Genomic DNA, 25,667 nt, shown 5'->3' on the forward strand with positions numbered 1-25,667 from the left:
CGAGGCACCGAACGCCAGGGGCAAGAGCCCTTGGTTACTTAGGGCCGGGCGGCGTTCCGTTTTTCCAAGTGACTCGCCGTAAGGGCGAAACCATAGGTGGCCGTTACCGCAGAATTGGATATGTACACCTGAAAGATTAGCTCCAGCTGTCAGGACGCCTTCGCCGGCAAACCTGGCTCCTACAAAAAATCTTTCCCGCGCGTTGTGTCGGAAGCTCGATCTTTGCTCTTTAGGTAACAGTCCTTTCATGAATCCGCTCTTTTTCCTTTCCCTCAAGCCCCTTATCTTTGCCCGCACCAAACAGCACTTGCCAAGCAAGAAGGTTTAAAAGATGTCCAACAGTATGGGTATTGCCAGCGCTTTCGTTCTGTCTTCTCTGTTCCTGTCTCCGTTCGCCATGGCCGAAGAGTCACAGGCCTTCGTCGCACAAAATACCGCCCGGGCGGCAGCCTACGAAGAGCACCAGATCGAGATGACCGCCAAAGCCCAGGAGGCCACCCAAGCCCCACAAGCGTCGAGCGTCCAGGCCAAGCAGGCTGAGAAAGACAGCTGATCGCCGCTCACCGCTCCAGTTTCCCTCGACACTTTTCAACGGCTCTTCCCATTGAAAAGTTGTCTTCAAAGCCGCTGCTGTCAGCGGCTTTTTTTCGTTGTGGTTTTTGCCACCCGCCGCGTCCTTTTTTCGCCAACAAGACACCTCTGCGACTGCAAGAAAAGTGCTGTTCCCCGCTGACCCAGGAGCTTTACCCCCGTGCGTATCCCACTCAGTTCACCTGCGCTGTTCGTTGCAATCGCTGCAACGATGACGGCCAATGCTCACGCCACTGACAATTCAGCTGCCCAAGGTTTCGCCGAAGACGCCAGCCTCACCCTCAACGCGCGCAACTACTACATGAACCGCAATCGCCAGCAGCAGGCCGATGACAATATTGAATGGGGCCAGGGTTTCCTGGGCATCTTCGAATCGGGCTTCACTGAAGGCAGCGTCGGGTTCGGCTTCGACGCACATGCCATGCTTGGGCTCAAGCTCGACGGTGGCGGTGGCACGGACAATTCGAGCATCCTGCCGGTCAGCGATGGCAACGGCAAGGCACCGGGCTCTTTCTCCACCGCAGGCGGCACCCTGAAAATGCGTGCCTTCGATACCGAATTGAAGGCCGGTGACCTGTTTCTCGCCAATCCGGTGATTGCCGGCGGTGAGACCCGCATGTTGCCGCAGACCTTTCGCGGGGTCAGCCTGACCAACCACAGCTTCGACGGCTGGCTGATAGAGGGTGGGCAAGCGAGCTTCACCAAGCCGTATAACCAAAGTGGCCATACCCGTATCGGCACGTCCTACGGCACCTTGGCCGAAGGTGACGAGAGCCGGCATCTCAACTGGGCAGGCGTGGCCTGGAGCGGTCTGCCCGGCTTGAGCAGCAGCCTGTATGCCGCCGAGCTCAAGGACATTTGGAACCAGTACTACTACGACCTCGATTACACCTATGCGCTCAACGAGGTGGTCAGCCTCAACCCAGGCCTGCACTTCTATCACACGCAAGACACCGGTGACGCGCTGCTCGGCCACATCGACAACAACACCTACAGCCTGCATTTCACCCTCGGCATCGGCAATCACAGCGTCACCACTGCTTACCAGCGAGTCAATGGCAACACCCCATTCGACTACATCAGCCAGGGCGATAGCGTCTTCCTCGACAACTCCCAGCAATACTCGGACTTCAACGGCCCCAACGAACGCTCATGGAAACTCAAGTACGCCTATGACTTTGTCGGACTCGGCCTGCCGGGACTGACCTCCGCGTTGTCCTACTCCCGAGGCAAGCTGGACCTGACCAAAGTCGATCCAGACAGCCCAGGGTACAGCGCTTGGTATAGCGCCGACGGCAAAAACGCCAGGCACTGGGAGCGCGACATCGAACTCAAGTACGTGGTCCAGGCTGGCCAGGCGAAAAACCTTGCCCTACGCCTGCAATGGGCAACGAACCGGGGTGGCAACGGTTATGGCGCACTGGATCAGGACACTGACGAATACCGGGTGATTTTCGACTACCCGCTCAATGTCTTCTAAGCTTCAGTAAACAAAAGGCCGGCACGTTTTGCTGGCCTTTTTTTATCCGGAGTGCGCAGGGAGGCGGTGGATATGACGGGTGTCCGGAACGCTGCCCGATTCTTGTAAAAGAATGTTCCCGACGCCTAGACAGCAGAAGCCAGAACCATGAGCGAGCGCAGCGCGACATTTCACCCCACAACCCCATCCACGCGTTCCGAGCGATTGGTGATTGTCGGCAGCGTCTTGATGGTGATTGCCATCCTCGGCATCGTGGCGTTCCTGCTGGTGCGTGAACGCGCCAATGCCGAACTGTCAGCCAGTCGCTCCGCGGCCAACATTGTGCAATTGATCGAAGCCGACGTCCTGCGCAACATCGAGCTCTATGACGTCTCCTTGCTCGGCTTGATCGCGGCCTCGCGTCGTGAAGACCTCATGCACGTTTCCCCGCAGATCCGTCACCTGGCCTTGTTCGATCGCGCCACCGCGGCACCGTACAAGGGTGACATCCTGTTGCTCGACCAGCAGGGCAACGTAGTCGCCGACTCGGCTTCGCGAGAACCGAGGAAAGGTAACTTTGCCGACCGCGAGTACTTCCAGTCCCACGTGAACAACAGCGACCCGGGCATGTTCATCAGCCGTCCTTTTCGGTCCCGGTTGGCCAACAACGAATGGCGTATCAGCTTCAGCCGCCGGATCAGTGGCGCCCAGGGCGAGTTCCTTGGAGTCGCCGAAGCGGCCATGCGCCTGAGCTACTTCGAACAGCTGTTCAACAGCCTGAACATCGGTCCTGACAGCTCGATCAGCCTGATCAACAAGGATGGAATTCTCCTAGCCCAAGTCCCTCGCCTGGGCGAAGACCTGACCGGCTCGGACTTCAGCAGTCGCCCCAACTTCCAGCGCATCGTCAAGGAAGGCAACGGCAGCTTCAGCAGTGTCTCGAGTCGCCACCAGGATCAACGGCTCTACACCTTTTCCCAGGTTGGCAATCTGCCGCTGATTGTCATCGTGGCGCTGTCGGGCGCGGAAGTGTTTGCTTCGTGGCAACGCACGGCGCTGGTGGTCAGCCTGGCCACGATTGCGCTGTGTGCGTGCCTGCTGTGGCTGACCTGGTTGCTCTGCCGCGAACTGCGCCTGCGCCACCATGCCGAACTGGAACTGGCGCAACTGGCCGCCACCGACGCCTTGACCGGTCTGGCGAACCGCCGCACGCTGGACCAGACGTTGCGTCATGAGTGGTTTCGCGCCCAGCGTTCCGGCAAGCCATTGTCGCTGCTGATGATCGACGCCGATCACTTCAAGGCCTTCAACGATCGTCACGGCCATCAAGCCGGCGATGAGGCCTTGCGCGCAGTGGCCAATGTGTTGCGCACCCACGTAAGGCGGCCTGCCGACCTGGTCGCGCGCTACGGAGGCGAGGAGTTTTCGGTGGTCCTGCCGGAAACCGATATGGCGGGCGCGCAACAGATCGCCGAGCGCATTCGAGAGGCCGTCGAGCAGCTACCGCCGATCGACGGGACCGACTCGCCAATTACCGTGAGCATTGGCATCAGCACCTGGAACGCCTGCTCCGACATCAACCTGGAGGTGCTGATGTTCGCCGCGGACAAAGCGTTGTATCAAGCCAAGGAGACCGGGCGCAATCGGGTAGTAGCCTTGTAGTGGATGGCGATGAACATTCGCACACATAAAAAAAGGCCACCCGAAGGCAGCCTTTAAAAACTAGAGAGGTTTTTTACTTACACGGCCGCTACAGGGCGCATGTAAGAGATCGGTGCGGTGCTGGCGTCTTCGAACGTCACGACTTCCCAGGCATCTGTCTGCTCAATCAACTTGCGCAGCAGCTGGTTGTTCAGTGCGTGGCCGGACTTGAAGCCCTTGAACTCACCAATCAGGCTATTGCCCAGCAGGTAGAGGTCACCAATTGCATCGAGGATCTTGTGTTTCACGAATTCGTCTTCGTAGCGAAGGCCGTCTTCGTTCAATACACCATCAGCGTCGACCACAATAGCGTTTTCAACACTGCCGCCGAGTGCGAGGTTGTGCTTGCGCAGGTACTCGATGTCACTCATGAAACCAAAGGTACGGGCGCGGCTGACTTCTTTTACGAACGAAGTGCTGGAAAAATCCACGCTTGCACTTTGTGTGCGGTCACGGAAAACCGGGTGATCGAAATCGATCTCGAAACTCACCTTGAAACCTTCGAAAGGGACGAAAGTGGCGCGCTTGTCGCCGTCTTCCACAGTCACTTCACGCAGGATGCGGATGAACTTCTTGGCGGCGTCCTGCTCTTCCAGGCCAGCCGACTGAATCAGGAATACGAAAGGTCCAGCGCTGCCATCCATGATCGGGACTTCGGACGCGGAGAGCTCGACGTAGGCGTTATCGATGCCCAGGCCAGCCATGGCCGAGAGCAAGTGCTCCACCGTATCCACTTTGACGTCACCGTTGACCAGTGTGGTCGACATGGTGGTTTCGCCAACGTTTTCTGCGCGTGCAGGGATCTGCACCACGGGATCGAGGTCGGCACGACAAAACACAATGCCGGTGTCGATCGGCGCAGGCTTGAGGGTCAGGTATACCTTCTCCCCGGAGTGCAGACCTACACCTGTGGCACGGATAATATTTTTCAGTGTGCGTTGTTTAATCATGGCTTGGGCCGCTTCAGCGCAAATTGCGAACTGGTATCAACAAAGGCTGGCGATGATAGCAGACCACGCCTTTGCTGAACACCAATCACCTTCATAGCCCTGATACATTTCATCAATCGGCCTGACGACGCAGGAATGCCGGGATGTCCAGGTAGTCCAGATCATCTTGCGGATTCATCTTCGCGGCAGTCGCAGCACCGGCCTGGGCCTGGTTGCGCATGACGGTCGGACGGTCCAGGTCACGGTAGTTCACCGCTGGAGCGTCCTGACGAACAGGGGCCTGTTGTTGCGGCTGGGAAGCCATCGACGTGTGGACGGTATTGTCGATGATCTTCACCGGCTTCTCGATTTTAGCGCCCAAACCGGTCGCAACGACAGTCACGTGCAGCTCGTCGCGCATGTCTGGATCGATAACGGTACCGACCTTGACCATGGCGTGCTCGGAAGCGAAGGCTTCGATGATGCTACCCACGTCGGAGTACTCACCCAGGGACAGGTCAGGACCGGCGGTGATGTTCACCAGGATGCCGCGTGCACCTTGCAGGTTCACGTCTTCGAGCAACGGGTTGCGAATGGCCGCTTCGGTAGCCTCGCGTGCACGGTTCGGACCGCTGGCGCAGCCAGTGCCCATCATCGCCATGCCCATTTCGCTCATCACGGTACGTACGTCGGCAAAGTCGACGTTGATCATGCCCGGACGCTTGATGATGTCGGAGATACCGCGAACGGCACCGGCCAGTACATCGTCAGCCTTGGCGAAAGCCGACAAGAGGCTGGCGTCCTTACCGAGGATGGTCAGCAGCTTCTCGTTCGGAATGGTGATCAACGAGTCGACGCTTTCCGACAGCAGGCGGATGCCTTCATCGGCAATCTGCATGCGCTTGCGACCTTCGAACGGGAACGGACGAGTCACCACCGCAACGGTGAGAATCCCCATTTCCTTGGCCACTTCGGCAATGATTGGCGCAGCACCGGTACCGGTACCACCGCCCATGCCAGTGGTGATGAACACCATGTTGGTGCCCTGCAGGACTTCGGCAATGCGCTCACGATCTTCGAGAGCGGCCTGACGACCTACTTCAGGGTTGGCACCCGCGCCCAGGCCTTTGGTCACGCCGGTACCCAGTTGCAGGATGGTCCGCGCGCCAATGCTCTTGAGCGCCTGGGCATCAGTGTTGGCGCAGATGAACTCAACGCCTTCAATGTTGCTCTTGACCATGTGATTCACGGCGTTGCCACCGCCACCGCCGACACCGATAACTTTAATAACCGGGCTTGCGGGGATGTTGTCTACGAGTTCGAACATTTTCCCTCTCCTTTACGTTCTCTAGTTTTTTCGCCTACTGCCTGTATCTACAACGGTGTTGCGGTGCTGCGGTAAATCTTAGAAATTGCCCTGGACCCAGCTCTTGATGCGATCGAGCAAGGCACCTTTGGGTTCTTCGTTGCTGAAGCTGTCGCGGCTGCCGATACCCGAGAACGAGATGCCGTCGGATTGCTTCTGCAGGCCGTACATCAACAGGCCAACGCCCGTGGAATAGATCGGGTTGCGCACCACGTCATCCAGGCCCTTGACGCCGTGGGGCACGCCCAGGCGCACCGGCATGTGGAAGATTTCCTCGGCCAGTTCAGTGGCGCCTTCCATCTTCGCGGTACCGCCAGTCAGCACGATGCCGGCCGGGATCAGGTCTTCGTAGCCACTGCGACGCAGCTCAGCCTGGATCAGCGTGAACAGTTCGTCGTAACGCGGCTCGACCACTTCGGCCAGGGCCTGGCGGGACAGCTCGCGCGGCGGACGGTCGCCGACGCTCGGGACCTTGATGGTTTCACCGGCGCCCGCCAGTTTGGCCAGGGCACAGGCGTAGCGGATCTTGATTTCTTCGGCGTACTGGGTCGGAGTGCGCAACGCCATCGCGATGTCGTTGGTCACCTGGTCGCCCGCAATCGGGATCACCGCGGTGTGACGGATCGCGCCTTCGGTGAAGATCGCGATGTCGGTGGTGCCGCCACCGATGTCCACCAGGCACACGCCCAGCTCTTTCTCGTCGTCGGTCAGCACGGAATAAGCCGAAGCGAGTTGCTCGAGGATGATGTCGTCGATTTCCAGGCCGCAGCGACGCACACATTTTTCAATGTTCTGTGCGGCGTTGACGGCGCAGGTGACCACGTGGACCTTGGCTTCCAGGCGCACACCGGACATGCCCAGTGGCTCGCGGACGCCTTCCTGGTTATCGATCACGTAATCCTGCGGCAAGGTGTGCAGCACCCGCTGGTCAGCCGGGATCGCCACGGCCTGGGCGGCGTCGAGTACGCGCTCAAGGTCGGCGGAGCTGACTTCGCGATCACGAATTGCCACGATGCCGTGGGAGTTCAGGCTGCGGATATGGTTGCCCGCCACGCCGACAAACGCCGAGTGGATACGGCAGCCAGCCATCAGCTGCGCTTCTTCGATGGCGCGCTGGATCGACTGCACGGTGGACTCGATGTTCACCACCACGCCTTTCTTCAGGCCTCGGGACGGATGGGTGCCGATCCCGACGATTTCCAGCGTGCCGTCGTCCGAGACCTCGCCGACCAGCGCCACCACCTTGGAGGTGCCGATATCGAGACCGACGATCATTTTGCCGCTTTGCACGTTTGCCATGGGGTCCTGCCTCTCTTAATTCTTCGCGACAGCGGGTTGGGCTGTCGTCGGCGCTACTGGTTCCCGCCAGCCAACAGCGAGGCCGTTGGCGTAGCGCAGATCGATGCGCGCAATGTTCGTAATCTGCTCTTTGAGCGTCTTGTCATAGATGGCAATGAAACGGCGCATCTTTTCCACCAGGTTGCCGCGTCCCAGCAGCAGTTCGATCCCGGGGCCGGCACTGCCAGGGCCGGTCGTCAGGAACCAGCTGCCTCGTTCACGCAACTCCAGGCGCGCAATCGAGAAGCCCAATGGCCTGAGCAACTGGCTCAGTACCTGATATTGCTGCATCACCTGCTGTTGGGCCCGCTGCGGACCAAACAACTGCGGCAAGTGTTCGTAGTTGGCCAGCTCGCGCGGGGTGAACGCCTGCCCCTGGTTATTCAGCAGCGATTCGTCGCCCCAACGGGCCACCGGCAGTTGTTCTTCCAGGCGAATCACCACCTGATCCGGCCACACCCTGCGCACTTCGGCGTGGGCAATCCATGGCATCGTTTCAAGCTCGGTGCGCATGCTCTCAAGGTCGATGGTGAAGAAGCTCGCCGCAACGAACGGGGCGATTCGCTGCTGCACCGCTTGCTGGCTGATGTAGCTCAGGTCGCCCTGTACCGCGATCTTGGTGATCGGTCGATCGGCATACGGCAATAAACGCTGCGCGCCTTCATAAGTACCGAACCCCAACGCCACCAGCAGGACTGGCCAGAACAGCGCTTTGACAAAGCCAAAGTTGGCTTTCGGCAGGCGCGCGGACATCGGCTCTTTGGCCACCATTCGGCTGGCACCCCGCGGCACCGGCTTGCGACCGGGTGCGGTAGGCTGATGTCTCAACTGTGCGCCTTGCATGGTCTTAACCTCGCGGCTCTTGCTTGCCGAAGCTCTCGGCCAGAATGGCCAGAACCAGTTGCTGGAAATCCAGGCCGGCAGCACGGGCCGCCATCGGCACCAGGCTGTGATCGGTCATGCCCGGTGCCGTGTTGACTTCCAGGAACCAGAACTGCCCCTCGGCGTCCTGCATCACATCCGCCCTGCCCCAACCGGCGATACCCAAGGCTTCACAGGCTTTCGCCGTGAGGTCCATGAGTTCCTTTTCCTTGGCGCTGTCCAGGCCGCACGGAATACGGTACTGGGTATCGTTGGCGATGTACTTGGCGTCGTAGTCGTAGAAACTGTGCGTCGTGCCCAGGGCGATTGGAGGCAACACCTGGTCACGCAGGGTGGCGATGGTGAACTCCGGACCGTGAATCCATTGCTCGACCAACACTTGCGAATCGTAGGTACTGGCCGCTTTCCAGGCGTCGATCAATTCAGACGCGGAACTCACTTTGGCCATACCGATACTTGAACCTTCATGGGCCGGTTTGACGATCAAAGGGAAGCCCAGTTCCGTCGCCGCCGAAATACAATCGGCTTCGCTGCTCAGTACCGCGTGACGTGGCGTCGGAATCCCCAGGCTGTGCCAGACCTGCTTGGTGCGCAGCTTGTCCATGGCCAGCGCCGAGGCGAGGATGCCGCTGCCGGTGTAGGGAATCCCCAGGCACTCGAGCAGGCCCTGCATGCTGCCGTCTTCACCGCCACGGCCGTGGAGGATGATGAAGGCGCGGTCGATCTTTTCGTTCAGCAGACGCTGCAACAGGTCATCGCCGACGTCGAGGCCGAACGCGTCCACACCTGCACTGAGCAACGCATCGAGAACGGCGTTACCCGACTTCAGGGACACTTCGCGTTCGGCACTCTTGCCGCCGAACAGCACGGCGACGCGGCCGAAGTCTTTCGGCGCGACGGTGCTGGCGAGGTTGGCGTAGGCAGCAGTCATTTCAACTTCCCCTCCACCGATGCAACAACAGCACCGGCGAACAACTCACTTTTCAACAGTTTCGGTGCGAGACCGCCGATATCACCGGCGCCCTGGCACAGCAGGATGTCACCGGCACGCAACAGCGGCTTGACCAGCGGCGCGAGGTCGACACCGCGCTCGATGTAGATCGGGTCGAGCTGGCCGCGCTGGCGGATGCTGTTGCACAGCTTGCGGCTGTCGGCACCGGGGATCGGCTCTTCACCGGCCGGATAGACTTCCATCAGCAGCAGGACGTTGGCGTCGGCCAGCACATTGACGAAGTCGTCGTACAGGTCGCGCGTACGGCTGTAACGGTGCGGCTGGTAGACCATCACCAGGCGACGCTCCGGCCAACCACCGCGCACGGCCTTGATCACCGCGGCGACTTCGGTCGGGTGGTGACCGTAGTCGTCCACCAGCATCACCTGGCCACCGTCCACCGGCAGTTCGCCGTAGACCTGGAAGCGTCGGCCAACGCCCTGGAACCCGGACAGGCCCTGGACGATGGCTTCATCGCTGACGCCTTCGTCGGTGGCGATGCAGATGGTTGCCAGGGCGTTCAATACGTTGTGGTTGCCCGGCATGTTCACCGACACATCCAGTGGTTCACGGTCAGGGCGCAGCACGGTGAAGAACGTCTGCATGCCTTGCTGGCGCACATTGATGGCGCGCACGTCGCAGTCTTCGCCGAAGCCGTAGGTAACGGTCGGACGCTTGACCTGCGGGAGGATTTCACGCACCACCGGATCGTCCAGGCACACCACCGCCAGGCCGTAGAAAGGCAGGTTATGCAGGAACTCGACGAAGGTTTTCTTCAGTTTGTTGAAGTCACCGTCGTAGGTCGCCATGTGGTCGGCGTCGATGTTGGTGACCACGGCCACCAGCGGCTGCAAGTGCAGGAAGCTGGCGTCACTTTCGTCGGCTTCGGCGATCAGGTAGCGGCTGGTGCCAAGCTGGGCATTGGTGCCAGCTGCATTCAGGCGGCCACCGATGACGAACGTCGGGTCCAGGCCGCCGGCGGCGAAGACCGAGGCGATCAGGCTGGTGGTGGTGGTCTTGCCGTGGGTACCGGCAACGGCGATGCCGTGGCGATAACGCATCAGCTCGGCCAGCATTTCCGCCCGAGGCACGACCGGGATGCGACGTTCCAGCGCGGTGGCGACTTCCGGGTTGGAGGTGTTCACGGCGCTGGACACCACCAGCACGTCGGCAGCGGCAGCGTTCTCGGCGCGGTGACCGATGAAAATCTGCGCGCCGAAGGATTCCAGGCGCTCGGTGACGGGCGAAGCCTTGAGGTCGGAACCGGACACTTCGTAACCCAGGTTCAGCAACACCTCGGCAATCCCGCACATGCCCACGCCGCCGATCCCGACGAAGTGGATGCGACGGATGCGGCGCATTTCCGGTTGCGGCATGGCTTTCTGATTCTCAACCATGGGCCACCTCCAGGCAGGTATCGACCACGTTACGGGTGGCATCGGGTTTGGCCAGGCGGCGGGCCGCAGTGGCCATATCGTTGAGTCGTTGTGGTTGCATCAGGACCTCTGTCAGGCGCGCGGCAAGATCCGCTGCACCGGTCGTTCTTTGCGGCATCAGGAAGGCAGCGCCTTCACGGGCCAAATAATCGGCGTTGCGGGTCTGGTGATCGTCGATCGCGTGGGGCAACGGCACCAGCATCGAGGGCAGACCGGCGGCAGCCAGTTCACTGATGGTCAGCGCACCTGCGCGACATACCACCAGGTCGGCCCAGCCATAGGCTTGGGCCATGTCTTTGATGAACGGCTGCACTTGCGCCTCGACGCCAGCCGCGAGGTAGCGCTGCGCAGTCACTTCATCGTGGTTTTTGCCGGCCTGATGGAACACGTCCGGGCGCAGGTCGACGGGGACTTGCGACAGGGCTTCAGGCAGCAGCTTGTTCAACGGTTCTGCGCCCAGGCTTCCACCCAGGATCAGCAAACGCGCCTTGCGACCGGCCAGGGCTGGTCGCGGTGTTTCGAGGAACAGCTCGGTGCGCACCGGGTTACCGGTGGTCCGTCGGCTGCTCGACAGGGTAAAGGTGTCGGGGAACGCTTCACAGACCCGGGCGGCCAACGGCACGAGCAACCGATTGGCGGTACCGGCCACGGCGTTCTGTTCGTGAACGATCACCGGCACGCCGGCCAGTTTGGCTGCGACACCGCCGGGACCGGTCACATAACCACCAAAACCCACCACGCAAGCCGGTTGCAAACGACGAATGATCGCCCGCGCCTGCCACACCGACTTGAGCAACATGAACGGCGCCTTGAGCAGGGACAACTTGCCCTTGCCGCGCAAACCGCTGGCGTTGATCCGATGCAGTTCGATGCCGGCCGCCGGAACCAGTTCGTTCTCGATGCCGCGCGGCGTGCCCAGCCAGTGCACGGTGTAGCCGCGGGACTGGAATTCGCGGGCACAGGCCAAGGCCGGGAACACATGGCCCCCGGTGCCACCGGCCATGATCAATACGTTAGCGCCCATGGTTCGGCTCCTCGGCGAAGTCGCTCTCATGGAATTCCATCTCTTCGCTGCCCAGGTGGGTTCGACTCTCCCACTCGATGCGCAGCAACAAACCCAGACAGGCACAGCAGATCACCAACGAACTGCCGCCATAGCTGAGGAACGGCAGTGTCAGGCCCTTGGTCGGCAGCAGGCCGACGTTCACGCCGATGTTGATCAGGAACTGACCGATCCACAGGAACGACAGACCGTAGGCGACATAGGCGGCGAAGAACTGCTTGGCCTTCTCGGCCCACAAGCCGATGTACATGCCGCGAATACAGACGAAGACGAACAGCGCCACCGTGCACAAGGAACCCACGGCACCCAGCTCTTCGGCCAGGACCGAGAACACGAAGTCGGTGTGGGCTTCCGGCAGGTAGAACTGTTTCTGCACGCTGTTGCCCAGGCCGACGCCCAGCCACTCGCCGCGACCGAAAGCGATCAACGCCTGGGACAGCTGATAACCGGCACCGAACTGGTCGGCCCATGGGTCGGCAAAGTTGGTCAGGCGCGCCATTCGATACGGCTGCATCTGGATCAGCAACACCACCGCCCCGACCGCCAGGACCACCATCAGGGAAAACCGGAACAGCCCGACCCCGCCGAGGAACAGCATCGCCGCCGCCGCGCCCATCATCACGACGGTGGCACCGAAGTCCGGTTCCATCAGCAGCAGGCCCGCCATCGGCAGTAACACGATGAATGGCTTGAAGAAACCCATCCAGCTTTCACGCACTTCTTTCTGGCGACGCACCAGATAACCGGCGAGGTAGATCACCACGAACACCTTGGCGATCTCGGAAGGCTGGACGTTGAAAAAACTGAAGCCGATCCAGCGCATCGAACCGTTCACCTCACGGCCGATCCCCGGGATGATCACCATCACCAGCAAACCGAATGCCCCCAACAGCATCAGCCAGCCCAGGCGTTGCCAGGTGGCGATCGGGATCATCATGGTGACGATGCAGGCACCCAGGCCCAGCACCACGTAGATAAGGTGGCGAATCATGTAGTACAGGGCGCTGCCCGACTGGACCGCCGCCACTTCGGTGGAGGCCGATGCAATCATGACCAGCCCCAGGCCCAGCAACGTCAGGCAACCGACGAGCATCGGAAAGTCGAGGTCGATACCGCGCCCGGTGATCAGTGGCGATGGGTACGGCTTGATGATGCCTCGAAGACTCATGCCAGTTCCTCCACGGCTTGGACGAATTGGTGACCACGATCTTCGTAGTTCTTGAACATGTCGAAACTGGCGCACGCTGGCGACAGCAGCACCACGTCGCCCGTTTGAGCAGTGGCGCGGCATTGCTCGACGGCTTCGACCAGGGAGCCCGCACGAATCAGCGGTACGGCATCGCCGATGGCCTGGCCGATCTTGTCGCTGTCGCGGCCCATGAGGATCACGGCGCGGCAGTTGGCCGCCACCGGATCACGCAGGTCCTTGAATTCGGCGCCCTTGCCATCGCCACCTGCGATCAGCACGACTTTGCCGTCGATGTCCGCGCCCAGGCCTTCGATGGCCGCCAGCGCGGCGCCGACATTGGTGGCTTTGGAATCGTTGTAATAGCCCACGCCATCCAAGTCACGGACCCATTGGCAACGATGCTCCAGCCCGGCGAAATTGCGCAGGGCCGACAGCATGGCGTCGAACGGCAAGCCGACGGCGTGGCCGAGTGCCAAGGCCGCCAGGGCGTTGGACTGGTTATGGGCGCCGCGAACTTTCAATTCGCGCACTGGCATCAGGTTCTGGAATTCAAAAGCCAGGTATTTCTCGCCGCCTTCTTCGCGGAGCCCGAAAGCCTTGAAGTCAGGCTTGTTCAGGCCGAAAGTCCAGCATGGCTGACCCTCGCCGATCAGTGGCCGGCTCAGGGCGTCCTGGCGGTTGACCACGAACTGCCTGGCACCGCGGAATATCCGGTGCTTGGCCAGGTGATAGGCCGGCAGGCCGCTGTAGCGGTCCATGTGGTCTTCGCTGATGTTGAGCACGGTCGCCACTTCGGCGTTGAGTTGATCGGTGGTTTCCAGTTGGAAACTCGACAGCTCCATCACGTACAACTCGATGTCGTCGCTGAGCAAATCCAGCGCTGGCGTACCCAGGTTGCCACCGACGGCCACACGCTTGCCCGCCGCAGCGGCCATCTCGCCGACCAGGGTGGTCACGGTGCTTTTCGCATTGGAACCGGTGATGGCCACGATCGGCGCCTTCGCGTTACGCGCGAACAGCTCGATGTCGCCGGACAATTTCACGCCACGGGCAGCGGCGGCCTGCAGGGCCGGGGTAGCCAGTGCCAGGCCGGGGCTCACGTAGAGCTCGTCGGCACGGCACAGGAACTCGACGTCCAACTCGCCACAACGCACTTCCACCTGCGGGTAGTCACGCTTGAGCGTGGCCAGTTCCGGTGGATTTTCCCGCGTATCGGCCACTGCAAACGCCACGCCCCGGTTCGCCAGGAAGCGAACCAGGGACATGCCGCTCTTGCCGAGGCCGACAACGATGCGGAAGTGGTCAGACGCGATCAGGGACACGAGTTTCTACCTCAATTTCAGGGTGGCAAGGCCAATCAGCACGAGAATCACGGTGATGATCCAGAAACGGACAATCACGCGTGGCTCGGGCCAACCCTTGAGTTCAAAGTGGTGGTGAATCGGTGCCATGCGGAACACACGGCGACCGGTCAGCTTAAAGGAAGCAACCTGAATGACGACTGACAGGGTTTCCATCACGAACACGCCGCCCATGATGAACAAGACGATTTCCTGGCGAACGATTACCGCGATGGTGCCCAGGGCCGCGCCCAACGCCAATGCGCCGACGTCACCCATGAAGACTTGTGCCGGGTAGGTGTTGAACCACAGGAAGCCCAGGCCAGCGCCGATCAGCGCGCCGCAGAATACGATCAGCTCACCCGCGCCCGGTACATAAGGGATCAGCAGGTATTCGGCGAATTTCACGTTACCCGACAGGTAGCAGAAGATCCCCAGGCCGCCGCCGACCATCACGGTCGGCATGATCGCCAGGCCGTCGAGGCCGTCGGTCAGGTTGACCGCGTTGCTCGAACCCACGATCACGAAATAGGTCAGGACGATGAAGCCTGCGCCCAGCGGGATGCTGTAGTCCTTGAGCATCGGCAGGATCAGTGTGGTTTCCACCGGGGTGGCGGCAGTCATATAAAGGAAGATCGCCGCGCCCAGGCCGAACACCGACTGCCAGAAATACTTCCAGCGACTGGGCAAGCCACGGGAATTCTTTTCGATCACTTTGCGGTAGTCGTCGACCCAACCGATGGCACCGAACAACAGGGTCACCAACAGGACAACCCAGACATAACGGTTGGTCAGGTCGGCCCACAACAGGGTGCTGACACCAATCGACGATAGAATCAGCGCGCCACCCATGGTTGGGGTGCCGGATTTGGACAAGTGCGATTGCGGGCCGTCGTTGCGAACGGACTGGCCGATCTGACGGTTCTGCAGGGTGCGGATCATCCACGGGCCATAGCACAGCGACAAGACCAGCGCGGTCAGCACACCGAGTATCCCGCGCAGGGTCAGGTACTGGAAGACCGCGAAGCCTTTGTAGAACTGTTGCAGATACTCCGCTAGCAGCAGCAGCATTAATGTTTCTCCGGACTGGACCCGCACAAAGCGGCAACGATGTTTTCCATCGCAGCGCTGCGCGAGCCCTTGATCAAAATGGTGGTGTTTGTGTCTTGCTCGGCGCCCAGCGCCTTGATCAGTTCAGCCTGAGTGCTGAAGTGAAAGGCTTGGGGTCCGAAGGCGTTGACGGCGTGAACCATCATCGGTCCGACGGCGTACAGCGCAGAAACCTTGCCACGGGCGTACTCGCCCACATCGCGGTGCCCCTGCTCTGCCCAATCGCCCAACTCGCCGATATCCCCGAGCACCAGAACGGTGCGACCGGAAAAGCCGGCCAGTATATCAACGGCAGCGCACATGGAGGTGGGGTTCGCGTTATAAGTGTCATCAATCACGCGCATGCCATTGCTGGCCAGTTGCGCGACGGTACGACCCTTGACCGGTTGCACCGCACCGAGGCCGGTGGCGATGCCGAACAGCGACACACCCAGGGCGTGGGCGGCAGCCGCAGCGGCCATGGCATTGGCAACGTTATGGGTGCCGAGCAGGTTCAGTTGAACGCGCTCCTCACCTTCAGGACTGTGCAGGTTGAACGCCGGGCAACCACGCGCATCGGTAGCCAGGTCACTGGCGTAGAAATCGGCACTGACATTGCTCAGGGCGAAGGTCAGCACCTTGCGCTCGCCAGCGCGGGTCTTCCAGATGCCGAACGCCTTGTCGTCGAGATTGAGTACGGCGACGCCATTGGCATCGAGCCCATCAATGATCTCGCCCTTGGCTTCGACGATTTTTTCCGGCCCGCCGAATTCGCCGACATGGGCGGTTCCGGCATTGTTGAGGATGGCCACATGAGGTTTGGTCAGGCCCACGGTATAAGCAATTTCACCCAGACGCGAAGCACCGAGCTCGATCACGGCGGCGCTGTGTTCCGGTGCCAGTTCGAGCAGGGTCAACGGAGCACCGAGGTCGTTGTTCAGGTTGCCGCGGGTTGCCAGCACCGGACCGCGAGTGCGCAGGATGCTCGCGAGCATTTCCTTGACCGTGGTCTTGCCACTGGAACCGGTGATGGCGGCGACTGGCTGGGTGAATGCCGCGCGATTGAGCGCGCCCAGTTGACCCAATGCCTGGCGGGTATCGCTCACCAGCAATTGCGGCAGCGTGCTGTCGGCGACTTCACGCTCGACCAAGGCTGCCACGGCACCTTTGGCTGCGACTTCATTGAGATAGTCATGGCCATCGAAGCGCGGACCGGCCAAGGCGATGAACAGCTGGCCCGGCTTGATTGCACGACTGTCAATGCTGACCCCGTCGAAGCTCGCATCAGCGGCGATCAACCGCCCATTCAGCGCGCCGGTGAGTTCGCTCAGTTTCAAGGCTTTAAGCATGGGCCACCTCCCACGCGGTCAAGGCGTGATCGGCCTCGACCAGATCGGAAAAGGCATGGCGCTCGCCATTGATTTCCTGATAGTCCTCATGACCTTTACCGGCCAGGACAATCACGTCATCGGCCGACGCACCCGCGATCAACTGCGCAATCGCCTGGCCACGGCCGGCAACGAAGGTCACTTTATCCACAGCGGTGAAGCCTGCACGGATGTCATCGAAAATCACCGATGGATCTTCGGTACGCGGGTTGTCGTCGGTGACCAGCACACCATCGGCCAGACGCTCGACCACTTCGGCCATCAGCGGACGCTTGCCGCGATCGCGATCGCCGCCACAGCCGAACAGGCACAGCAGCCGACCTTTGACGTGAGGACGCAGGGCCGTCAGGACTTTTTCCAGCGCATCCGGGGTGTGGGCGTAATCGACCACCACCAACGGCTGGGTACCACCGCCCAGGCGTTGCATGCGTCCGGCCGGGCCTTCAAGTTTCGGCAGCACCTTGAGGATTTCGTCCAGGGCGTAATCCAGACCGAGCAAGGCGCCAATCGCCGCCAGCACGTTGCTCAAGTTGAAACGACCCAGCAATGTACTGCGCAGGTGGTGTTCGCCCTGGGGCGTGACCAGCGTGGCACGCACGCCTTCGTCGTCGAACTGCGCCTGGCGGCAATAAAGATAAGCGCTGCTGTCGAGCAGGCTGTAGGTGATCAGCCGCGATTCGCGCTTGTCGGCGGCCAGTTGCCGGCCGAAGTCATCGTCGAGGTTGATTACCCGGCATTTCAGATCGTTCCAGGCAAACAGCCTGGCCTTGGCTTCGCCATAGGCCTGCATGGTGCCGTGGTAATCCAGGTGGTCGCGGGACAGGTTCGTCATCACGGCCACATCGAATGCCAGCGCGGTGACACGGCCCTGGTCCAGACCGTGGGACGAGACCTCCATGGCAACCGCCTTGGCCCCGGCTTTTTTCAGGTCGCCCAGGGTCGCTTGCACTGCAATCGGGTTGGGCGTGGTGTGCAGGCCGCTTTCCAGCGCGCCATGAAAACCACAGCCAAGGGTGCCGACAATGCCGCAGTGCTGGCCCAGAAGGTCCAGCGCCTGGGCCACCAGTTGGGTCACGCTGGTCTTGCCGTTGGTGCCGGTCACGCCCACCAGTTTAAGGTGATGGCTCGGCTCGCCATAAAAGCGCCCGGCGATGTCCGACAACTGCGCCGCCAGCCCCTTGACCGGAATCAGCGGCACGTCAGTGATTGGCAGCACCGTGGCGCCTTCCACTTCATAAGCTACGGCCGACGCGCCGCGCGCAAGCGCATCGGCAATGTGCGCACGGCCATCGAACTTGCCGCCCGGCACCGCGAGGAACAAGTCACCGGCGCGTACATTGCGGCTGTCGAGCGCCAATTCACGGATCAACAGATCGTGGCCGGCGTGGGGGAAAATCTTGTTCAGGCTCAGAGACATCAGCCGCGCCCTCCATTGGCTTTCAGTGGAACGACCGGCGCTGCGTTCGCTTGTTGGGTAGGTGGCAGGTTGTCCGGGGTGATGTTCATCAGACGCAGGGTGCCGGACATCACGCGGCTGAACACCGGCGCAGAGACCAGGCCACCGAAGTAACCAGCCTTGGTCGGCTCGTCGATCACCACCACGATGGCGTAGCGTGGATCGCTCATCGGGCCGAAACCGGCGAACAGCGAGCGGTAGGAGTTCTCGGCGTAGCCTTTGGTACCGACCGACGTTTTACGCGCGGTACCTGACTTGCCGCCCACGTGATAGGCCGGCACCTGTGCACGGAATACACCGCGTGGCGCTTCAATCACTTGCTGCAGCATGCCTTGCATGGTCTTCGCGACGGCTTCCGGGAGTACCTGGGTGGTCTGTGGCGCCTTGTCGGTCTTGATCAGTGTCAGTGGCGCCAGGCGACCGTTGTTGGCCAACGCCGAGAACGCGTGAACCAACTGGATCGCCGTCACGGAAACACCGTAGCCGTAGGACAGCGTGGCGGTTTCAGCCTTGCGCCACTCGCGGTAGTTCGGCAGGTTGCCGACACGCTCGCCCGGGAAGCCGAGGCCGGTATCCTGGCCCAGACCGACTTTCTGAGCGAGACGGAAAATCGTCTCGCCACCGATATCGAACGCGATCTTGCTCATGCCGACGTTACTGGAATTGATCAGGATGCCAGCCAGGTCGAGCACCGGCCCTTCGGACTTGGATACGTCCTTGATGGTGTACTTGCCGATCTGCAAGGAGCCCGGATACACCTCGACGGTATCGCTCGGTTTCCAGCGCCCGGTTTCGATCGCGGCGCTCATGGAGATCGCCTTCATGGTCGAACCCGGTTCGAACACGTCGATCATCGCGCGGTTACGCATCATCGCCGGTTGCAGGTTGCGGCGGTTGTTCGGGTTGTAGGTCGGCTGGTTGACCATGGCGAGGATTTCGCCGGTCTTCACGTCCATGATCACCAGGCTGCCGGCCTTGGCGCCGTTCTCGATGATCGCGTTGCGCAACTCGCGGTTGGCCAGGTACTGCAGGCGCAGGTCAATGGACAACGCCAAGGGCTTTCCGGCCTTGGCGTTTTTGGTAACCTGGACATCCTTGATCAACCGGCCGCGCCGGTCCTTGATCACCTGCCGTTTGCCGGGGACCCCGGCCAGCCATTCATCGTAGGCCAGCTCGACACCTTCGCGTCCGTGGTCATCAATGTCGGTAAAGCCGACCATATGGGCCGTGACCTCACCAGCCGGGTAGAAACGGCGGAACTCTTCGATCCCATAGACACCCGGCACTTTCAGGTCGAGTACGGCCTGGCCTTGCTCAGGCGTCAGCCCGCGCACCAGATAAATGAACTCCTTGTTGGCCTGTGCCTCTAGGCGCTCGGCCAGGGCCTTGGGGTCTTGCCCCAGCGCGGCAGCCAGTGCCGGCCATTTTTCCTTGGCCAGCTGCATTTCCTTGGCATTGGCCCACAGGGTGGTGACCGGCGTACTCACGGCCAAAGGTTCGCCATTTCGGTCGGTGATCAGGCCACGGTGAGCCGGGATCGGAATATGCCGAACGCTGCGCGCATCGCCCTGGCCTTTGAGAAAGGCACGGTCGACCACTTGCAGGTCAATGATGCGCCAGGCGATCGCCGCCACCATGACGCCGAGCAGACCCAGCACCAGGCGGAAGCGCCATGGAAAAAGAGCACCTTCGAGTTTCATCATGGCGCCACCATCTGCACTTCGGCGGCACCGGGAATGCGCATTTTCAGTTGTTCAGTGGCCAACACTTCGATACGGCTATGGGCGGTCCAGGTGCTTTGTTCGAGAATCAAGCGCCCCCATTCGGCCTGCGCCTTATCGCGCACGCTCAACTCGCTGTACAACGCGTTCAGCAACTGACGGTTCCAGTGTGCGCTGTAGGACACGCCTATGGCCGACACGAGCACGCCAACGAACAACAGCAGCATGAAAAAGCTTCCGCCGGGCAGTGGCTTGGCGAAAAGCTTGCTCACCGCAGCTTCTCCGCCACACGCATGACAGCACTGCGCGAACGTGGGTTGGCCTTCAGCTCGGCATCGGAGGCCGTCTGCGCTTTGCCATGGATCTTGATTTTCGGTTCGAAGGCGACGTGCCGAACCGGCAGGTTGCGTGGCAGGTTGTCGGCTTCGCCTTTAACCAGCTTGCGCATGAACAGCTTGACGATGCGATCTTCCAGCGAATGGAAGCTGATGACCACCAGGCGACCGCCCACTTCCAGGCTCTCCAGCGCCGCTTCAAGGCCGGCTTCCAGATCGCCCAGTTCGTTGTTGACGTGAATGCGCAGGCCCTGGAATGCACGGGTTGCCGGGTTCTTGCCCTTTTCCCAGGCAGGATTCGCCACTTTCAGGACTTCAGCCAGATCGGCAGTGCGCTCGAACGGCTTGATATCGCGACGTTCGGCGACGGCACGGGCCATGCGCCCGGAAAACCGCTCTTCGCCGTATTCCTTGAACACTCGGGCGATTTCTTCCACGGGCGCGGTGTTGACGAATTCGGCCGCGCTGATCCCGCGGGACGGGTCCATGCGCATGTCCAGCGGACCATCGTTGAGAAAACTGAAACCGCGCTCCGGGTCATCCAGCTGTGGCGAAGAGACGCCTAGGTCGAGCAATACACCGCTGACCTTGCCGTTCATGCCGCGCGCGGCGACTTCCGCACCCAGCTCGGCAAAGCTGCGCTGCACAACGACAAAGCGGCCGTCTTCGGCCGCTAGCGTCTGCCCGGTGGCAATCGCTTGAGGGTCTTTGTCGAACCCTAGCAACCGACCATCGGGACCGAGCCGGCTGAGGATCAACCGGCTGTGTCCGCCGCGTCCGAACGTGCCGTCCAGATAGCAGCCATCAGGACGTACGGCGAGAGCCTCGACGGCTTCGTCAAGCAGTACGGTGATGTGGTTAAAGCCGCTATCTATAGTCACAGGATCAATTCACGCAGTTCGTCAGGCATCGCGCCCGGTTCTTGAATAGCAGCCAGGTCAGCGGCAGCAACCGCATCCCAGGCATCCTCGTCCCACAATTGGAACTTGTTCAGTTGGCCTACCAGCATCGCGCGCTTATCCAACTTGGCATATTCACGAAGACGCGGCGGAACCAGAAAACGACCACTGCCATCGAGCTCGAGGTCGACGGCATTACCAATCAGTAAACGTTGCAGACGACGGTTCGCTTCATGAAGCGAAGGCAGTGCGCGCAGTTTGGTTTCAATAATTTCCCACTCATCGAGGGGGTAAACACACAAACACGGATCAACGGCATCAATTGTGACAATTAACTGCCCGGAACTTCGCGAAACCAGCTCGTCACGGTACCGGCTCGGCATGGCGAGACGGCCCTTTGCATCGAGACTGATAGCGTTGGCTCCGCGAAACACGTCAGCGTTTCTCCAAATTCTAGCGTTTCTAGCTCAAAAAACCCACTTCATGCCACTTTCCGCCACTTGCGCACACTATAGGAATGCGCCCACCGCACCGTCAAGGCGCGCTTTAAAGGAAAACCCTTACAGAACTGAGATTTAGGAGCATATAGAGGGGAGCAAGCAGGATCAGGCAGATGAAAACGCCCAATAACTTGAATCAGCACAAGGGGCTGCGCTCGGAAGTTAAAGTGATTTATTAAGAGTAAGATTTTTTTGGTATTACGAAAGTGATAATGCGGACGTTTGGGAAAGGAGGGTAATTGCCATCATCAGGCCCCTGCTCAATGAGTTAAGCAGAGGGGAGAAAAAAGGTGGAGAGTCGATCTGTAAGCCGGGTTCTGTCTTGAACAGTCATTCGTCTACGATGGCCATCACTGGACACCTTTAGCAACCTACCCGGTCCCAGCGCGGGCCACGCCTTGGGACCCTATTTGGTCTTGCTCCAAGTGGGGTTTACCTAGCCACGAACTGTTGCCAGACGTGCGGTGCGCTCTTACCGCACCTTTTCACCCTTACCGGCGCCGAAGCGCTTAGGCGGTTATTTTCTGTGGCACTTTCCGTAGGCTCACGCCTCCCAGGCATTACCTGGCACTTCGCCCTATGGAGCCCGGACTTTCCTCCCCCCCCTAATTTTCATAGAGGGCAGCGACTGTCCGATCGACTCTCCGCCGCGAAGGTTAACGGCAGAGCGACCGAAGAACAAGTGATAAACGCCTCCGGCCACGCCAGCGCGTCGGTTTTACTCGCCTTTCTGTTTATCCAGCGCGACCTGATAGAGAACATTCTTGCGCTCGCCGGTAATTTGCGCGGCCAACGCCGCTGCACGCTTGAGCGGCATCTCTTCAAGCAACAGATCGAGGATCCGCATCGCCTCACTGCTGACAGCGCCTTCTTCCTCGGGAGCCGTCCACCCCGCCACCAGCACCACGCACTCACCCCGCTGCTGATTACTGTCCGACTCGACGAACTCGCGTAACTGGGCGAGCGGCAAGCCCTTGAGCGTTTCGAACGTCTTGGTCAACTCCCGCGCCAGCAAAGCCGGGCGTTCGGCACCGAACACCTGTTCCATGTCCTGCAGGCATTCGAGGATACGGTGCGGCGCCTCATAGAAAATCAGCGTGCGCGATTCCTCCTTGATGAGCTCCAGGCGCGCACGACGCCCCACTGCCTTGGCCGGCAGGAAGCCTTCGAAGATGAAGCGGTCCGACGGCAAACCCGCCGCCGACAGCGCCGCAATCAACGCACAAGCCCCCGGCACCGGCACCACGTTGATACCCGCCGCACGCGCCTGACGAACCAGGTGATAGCCAGGATCGGAAATCAGCGGCGTGCCGGCATCGGAAATCAATGCGACATCGTCACCCGCGAGCAAGCGGGTAATAAAGCGGCTACCTTCATCACGCTCGTTATGCTCATGACAGGCAGCCAGGGGCGTGGGAATGCCGAAATGCTGCATCAGGCGCTGGGAGTGACGGGTGTCCTCGGCGGCAATCAAGGCGACCTCACGCAGAATCTTCAGCGCCCGGGCACTGATATCGTCCAGGTTGCCGATGGGCGTCGCCACCACATAGAGCGAGCCAGCAGCGGAATTCAAAGCACCTGGAGCAGTCAAAGCGCACACCTCATGATCGGTAAAACGGCCATTGTAACGCGTAGCGACGCTCGCGATACGGGCAAGCGACACCCGCTTTTGCGGCCTTTTGTGGCGCACAGCAACATTTACACCCGCTAAATTGGTCGATTCGCACGACCGACATCGCGCCCCGGCCAGTGCTTGGGTACAATTCCACGCTAATTTGATCGAGTATCAGGAACACTACATGATCGCTTGCCTGCGGCTGTTCTCTGCCCTATGCCTCGCTGCCTTGCTGGCGGCTTGCGCCAGCTCGCCCTCCTCCAGCCTTGGCGAACTTCCACGGACCCCGGATGCCAGCATCGAGCAACTGCTCGAAAAGGCCACCCAAAGCAAATCGCCGGAAGACGCGGCGCTGCTGCGCCTGAGCGCAGCCGACCTGGCCTATCGCCAGGGCAATGCCGGCCAGTCCGCGCAGATCCTGCAACAGGTCCCAGTGGAAACACTCAAGCCGGGCCAGCAGATCTTCGCCAACACCCTGGCGGCCGAACTGGCCATGACGCGCAACCAACCGAAAGCCGCGCTAACCGCCTTGAGCCATCCAAGCCTGCAGCGCCTCGGTGAAATGCCGGAAGAGCAACAGGTGCGCACCGGCACCGTTCGCGCCCGCGCCCTTGAAGCCGATGGCCAAACCCTCGCCGCCGCACGGGAACGCATCTTCATCGCCCCACTGCTCAGCGGTGAAGCCGCCAGCAAGAACCACGAGGCGATCTGGGTCTTGATCGCTTCGCTGCCGACCGACCAATTGCAGCCAACCACCACCGACGATCTTGGCGGCTGGATGGCCCTGGCGCTGGCAGTGAAATCTGCCGGCACCCTGGAGCAGCAGCAGGCGGCGATCGACAACTGGCGCGCCCAGAATCCGAAACACCCGGCCGCCAAACAGCTTCCACTGCCGCTGACCAACCTCAAGGACCTGGCCAGCCAGCCCCTGAGCAAGATCGCCCTGCTCCTGCCGCAGGACGGCCCGCTGGCATCGGTTGGCAAAGCATTGCGCGAAGGCTTCATGGCCGCCCACTACCAGGCACAACAAGCCGGGCAGAAACCGCCAGCCATCGAGTTCTATGACAGCTCGCGCCTGACCTCGCTCGACGAGTTCTATCGCAAGGCCCAGGCCGATGGCGTGCAACTGGTGGTAGGCCCGCTGGAAAAACCACTGGTCAAACAGCTCAGCGCCCGACCACAACTGCCTATCACCACGTTGGCGCTGAACTACAGCGAAGGCGCACAAGGACCCGCCCAGCTGTTCCAGTTCGGCCTGGCCGCTGAAGACGAAGCCCGCGAAGTATCGCGCCGCGCTCGCGCCGATGGCTTGCATCGCGCCGCCATCATGGTCCCCAAGGGCGAGTGGGGCGACCGCGTACTCAAGGCGTTCAGCCAGGACTGGCAAGCCAATGGTGGCAGCATCGTCGCCACCGAGCGTGTCGACCAGCCGGTACAACTGGCCCAGCAGATTGCCGACATGTTCCAGCTGCGCCAGAGTGAAGGTCGCGCCAAGAGCTTGCAATCCACTGTTGGCTCGCAGGTAGCCGCCCAGCCGTCGCGTCGCCAGGACATCGAGTTCATTTTCCTCGCCGCAACGCCCCAACAGGCGCAGCAGATCAAGCCGACCTTGAACTTCCAGTACGCGGGTGACGTTCCGGTCTACGCCACGTCCCACGTCTTCAGCGCCAGCGGTGACGTCAACCAGTACAACGACATGAATGGCGTGCGCTTTTGCGAAACCCCATGGCTGCTGGACGCCAATGACCCTCTGCGTCGCCAGGTCACCGCGCAATGGCCGCAAGCGGCCGGCAGCCTGGGTCGCCTGTACGCCATGGGCGTGGACGCCTATCGCCTGGCGCCACGCCTGGGCCAGCTCAAGGCCCTGCCGGACAGCCGCATCGAAGGTCAATCGGGCAGCCTGAGCATGACCCAGAACCAGCGAGTGGTGCGTGAGTTGCCATGGGCGGAGTTCGTCAATGGTCAGGTGCAACGCTTGCCGAACACCCCGCGCTGATGCCTGAAAGGTCTCGCCAGCAATGCGGTAAAGATGCCGAGCGCCATGCGCTCGAGCATCTTCAGCAACACGGCCTGCAGCTACTGGCGCAGAACTGGTTGTGTAAACGCGGCGAGCTTGATCTGGTCATGCTGGAGGGCGATACAGTAGTATTCGTTGAAGTTCGCTACAGAAAGAACACTCAATGGGGTGGCGCGCTCGATAGCATCGATGAGCGCAAACGGCAAAAACTGATTTTTGCCGCGCAGTATTTTCTCCAGCGAGAGTCGCGCTGGGCAAACTCCCCTTGCCGCTTCGACGTGGTTGCGATCGACAGCAACCTCGATCAGTTGAACTGGTTGCAAAATGCCTTCGACAGCTGATTGCCTACGCCCCGAACCGGA

General features: G+C 60.9%; 22 protein-coding genes, 1 other RNA gene and 1 pseudogene. 5 read left to right on the forward strand and 19 right to left on the reverse strand.

The genetic code is table 11. From position 1 onward, the window contains the following. Nucleotides 1–249: pseudogene (locus AC1Q8Q_RS20325) on the reverse strand (hypothetical protein); the annotation flags it as partial. Nucleotides 250–331: 82 nt separating this feature from the next. Between AC1Q8Q_RS20325 and AC1Q8Q_RS20330 the strand changes: the two are divergent. The 3 genes from AC1Q8Q_RS20330 to AC1Q8Q_RS20340 all read left to right on the forward strand — a co-directional run bounded on the left by AC1Q8Q_RS20330 (nt 332) and on the right by AC1Q8Q_RS20340 (nt 3,712). After that, nucleotides 332–553, forward strand: coding sequence for a hypothetical protein (locus tag AC1Q8Q_RS20330; RefSeq protein ID WP_042955887.1), 222 nt, complete (start codon nt 332–334; stop codon nt 551–553). A gap of 249 nt (nt 554–802) precedes the next feature. Beyond that, complete coding sequence (locus tag AC1Q8Q_RS20335; RefSeq protein ID WP_093935845.1) at nt 803–2,071, forward strand: OprD family porin; 1,269 nt, start codon at nt 803–805, stop codon at nt 2,069–2,071. 147 nt (nt 2,072–2,218) lie between these two features. Beyond that, on the forward strand, nt 2,219–3,712 hold the full coding sequence (locus AC1Q8Q_RS20340) for a sensor domain-containing diguanylate cyclase (protein ID WP_033040313.1): 1,494 nt from the start codon (nt 2,219–2,221) through the stop codon (nt 3,710–3,712). Between the two features lie 77 nt (nt 3,713–3,789). Here AC1Q8Q_RS20340 and lpxC read toward each other — a convergent pair whose 3' ends face one another. From lpxC to rsmI, 18 genes are all read right to left on the reverse strand, one after another. Further along, a complete protein-coding gene (lpxC, locus tag AC1Q8Q_RS20345; RefSeq protein ID WP_008060300.1) occupies nt 3,790–4,701 on the reverse strand; it encodes a UDP-3-O-acyl-N-acetylglucosamine deacetylase in 912 nt (303 codons plus the stop codon). Between the two features lie 112 nt (nt 4,702–4,813). After that, complete coding sequence (ftsZ, locus tag AC1Q8Q_RS20350) at nt 4,814–6,007, reverse strand: cell division protein FtsZ (protein WP_020800853.1); 1,194 nt, start codon at nt 6,005–6,007, stop codon at nt 4,814–4,816. Between the two features lie 78 nt (nt 6,008–6,085). Continuing rightward, complete coding sequence (gene ftsA, locus AC1Q8Q_RS20355) at nt 6,086–7,345, reverse strand: cell division protein FtsA (protein ID WP_033040311.1); 1,260 nt, start codon at nt 7,343–7,345, stop codon at nt 6,086–6,088. Between the two features lie 15 nt (nt 7,346–7,360). Further along, nucleotides 7,361–8,227 (reverse strand): cell division protein FtsQ/DivIB, encoded by an 867-nt coding sequence (locus AC1Q8Q_RS20360; RefSeq protein ID WP_033040309.1) that lies wholly within the window; start codon nt 8,225–8,227, stop codon nt 7,361–7,363. A 4-nt stretch (nt 8,228–8,231) separates the two neighbouring features. After that, a complete protein-coding gene (locus AC1Q8Q_RS20365) occupies nt 8,232–9,197 on the reverse strand; it encodes a D-alanine--D-alanine ligase (RefSeq protein ID WP_020800851.1) in 966 nt (321 codons plus the stop codon). Continuing rightward, on the reverse strand, nt 9,194–10,654 hold the full coding sequence (gene murC, locus AC1Q8Q_RS20370) for a UDP-N-acetylmuramate--L-alanine ligase (protein ID WP_020800850.1): 1,461 nt from the start codon (nt 10,652–10,654) through the stop codon (nt 9,194–9,196). Before murC ends, AC1Q8Q_RS20365 begins: the two co-directional genes overlap by 4 nt. After that, entirely contained in the window at nt 10,647–11,717 is a 1,071-nt protein-coding gene (gene murG, locus AC1Q8Q_RS20375) for an undecaprenyldiphospho-muramoylpentapeptide beta-N-acetylglucosaminyltransferase (RefSeq protein WP_020800849.1), read from the reverse strand. Before murG ends, murC begins: the two co-directional genes overlap by 8 nt. Continuing rightward, nucleotides 11,707–12,924, reverse strand: coding sequence for a putative lipid II flippase FtsW (gene ftsW, locus AC1Q8Q_RS20380; protein WP_020800848.1), 1,218 nt, complete (start codon nt 12,922–12,924; stop codon nt 11,707–11,709). The genes murG and ftsW overlap by 11 nt, the downstream gene beginning before the upstream one ends. Continuing rightward, the gene (gene murD / locus AC1Q8Q_RS20385) at nt 12,921–14,267 is read right to left on the reverse strand and encodes a UDP-N-acetylmuramoyl-L-alanine--D-glutamate ligase (protein WP_492615448.1); all 1,347 of its coding nucleotides are present in this window, start codon (nt 14,265–14,267) and stop codon (nt 12,921–12,923) included. The genes ftsW and murD overlap by 4 nt, the downstream gene beginning before the upstream one ends. A 6-nt stretch (nt 14,268–14,273) precedes the next feature. Then, a complete protein-coding gene (gene mraY, locus AC1Q8Q_RS20390; RefSeq protein ID WP_008016698.1) occupies nt 14,274–15,356 on the reverse strand; it encodes a phospho-N-acetylmuramoyl-pentapeptide-transferase in 1,083 nt (360 codons plus the stop codon). Next, nucleotides 15,356–16,723, reverse strand: coding sequence for a UDP-N-acetylmuramoyl-tripeptide--D-alanyl-D-alanine ligase (locus AC1Q8Q_RS20395; RefSeq protein WP_083349737.1), 1,368 nt, complete (start codon nt 16,721–16,723; stop codon nt 15,356–15,358). Before AC1Q8Q_RS20395 ends, mraY begins: the two co-directional genes overlap by 1 nt. Further along, nucleotides 16,716–18,179 (reverse strand): UDP-N-acetylmuramoyl-L-alanyl-D-glutamate--2,6-diaminopimelate ligase, encoded by a 1,464-nt coding sequence (locus tag AC1Q8Q_RS20400; RefSeq protein ID WP_168758932.1) that lies wholly within the window; start codon nt 18,177–18,179, stop codon nt 16,716–16,718. Before AC1Q8Q_RS20400 ends, AC1Q8Q_RS20395 begins: the two co-directional genes overlap by 8 nt. After that, entirely contained in the window at nt 18,179–19,918 is a 1,740-nt protein-coding gene (locus AC1Q8Q_RS20405; protein ID WP_173667183.1) for a peptidoglycan D,D-transpeptidase FtsI family protein, read from the reverse strand. The genes AC1Q8Q_RS20400 and AC1Q8Q_RS20405 overlap by 1 nt, the downstream gene beginning before the upstream one ends. After that, nucleotides 19,918–20,211, reverse strand: coding sequence for a cell division protein FtsL (gene ftsL, locus AC1Q8Q_RS20410; RefSeq protein WP_020800843.1), 294 nt, complete (start codon nt 20,209–20,211; stop codon nt 19,918–19,920). The genes AC1Q8Q_RS20405 and ftsL overlap by 1 nt, the downstream gene beginning before the upstream one ends. Next, complete coding sequence (rsmH, locus tag AC1Q8Q_RS20415) at nt 20,208–21,155, reverse strand: 16S rRNA (cytosine(1402)-N(4))-methyltransferase RsmH (RefSeq protein ID WP_008060265.1); 948 nt, start codon at nt 21,153–21,155, stop codon at nt 20,208–20,210. The genes ftsL and rsmH overlap by 4 nt, the downstream gene beginning before the upstream one ends. Further along, complete coding sequence (mraZ, locus tag AC1Q8Q_RS20420; protein WP_033040298.1) at nt 21,152–21,607, reverse strand: division/cell wall cluster transcriptional repressor MraZ; 456 nt, start codon at nt 21,605–21,607, stop codon at nt 21,152–21,154. Before mraZ ends, rsmH begins: the two co-directional genes overlap by 4 nt. A gap of 356 nt (nt 21,608–21,963) precedes the next feature. Further along, an RNA gene (gene rnpB / locus AC1Q8Q_RS20425) (RNase P RNA component class A) lies at nt 21,964–22,317 on the reverse strand. A gap of 74 nt (nt 22,318–22,391) precedes the next feature. Next, on the reverse strand, nt 22,392–23,264 hold the full coding sequence (gene rsmI / locus AC1Q8Q_RS20430; RefSeq protein ID WP_042955884.1) for a 16S rRNA (cytidine(1402)-2'-O)-methyltransferase: 873 nt from the start codon (nt 23,262–23,264) through the stop codon (nt 22,392–22,394). A gap of 208 nt (nt 23,265–23,472) precedes the next feature. Here rsmI and AC1Q8Q_RS20435 point away from each other — a divergent pair, with 208 nt between their 5' ends. Both AC1Q8Q_RS20435 and AC1Q8Q_RS20440 read left to right on the forward strand, forming a co-directional pair. After that, the gene (locus tag AC1Q8Q_RS20435; protein WP_020800839.1) at nt 23,473–25,284 is read left to right on the forward strand and encodes a penicillin-binding protein activator; all 1,812 of its coding nucleotides are present in this window, start codon (nt 23,473–23,475) and stop codon (nt 25,282–25,284) included. Beyond that, on the forward strand, nt 25,284–25,646 hold the full coding sequence (locus AC1Q8Q_RS20440; protein WP_020800838.1) for a YraN family protein: 363 nt from the start codon (nt 25,284–25,286) through the stop codon (nt 25,644–25,646). Before AC1Q8Q_RS20435 ends, AC1Q8Q_RS20440 begins: the two co-directional genes overlap by 1 nt. Nucleotides 25,647–25,667 lie beyond the last annotated feature (21 nt).

The sequence above is a fragment of the Pseudomonas sp. GW823-FHT06B06 genome (assembly GCF_058795195.1).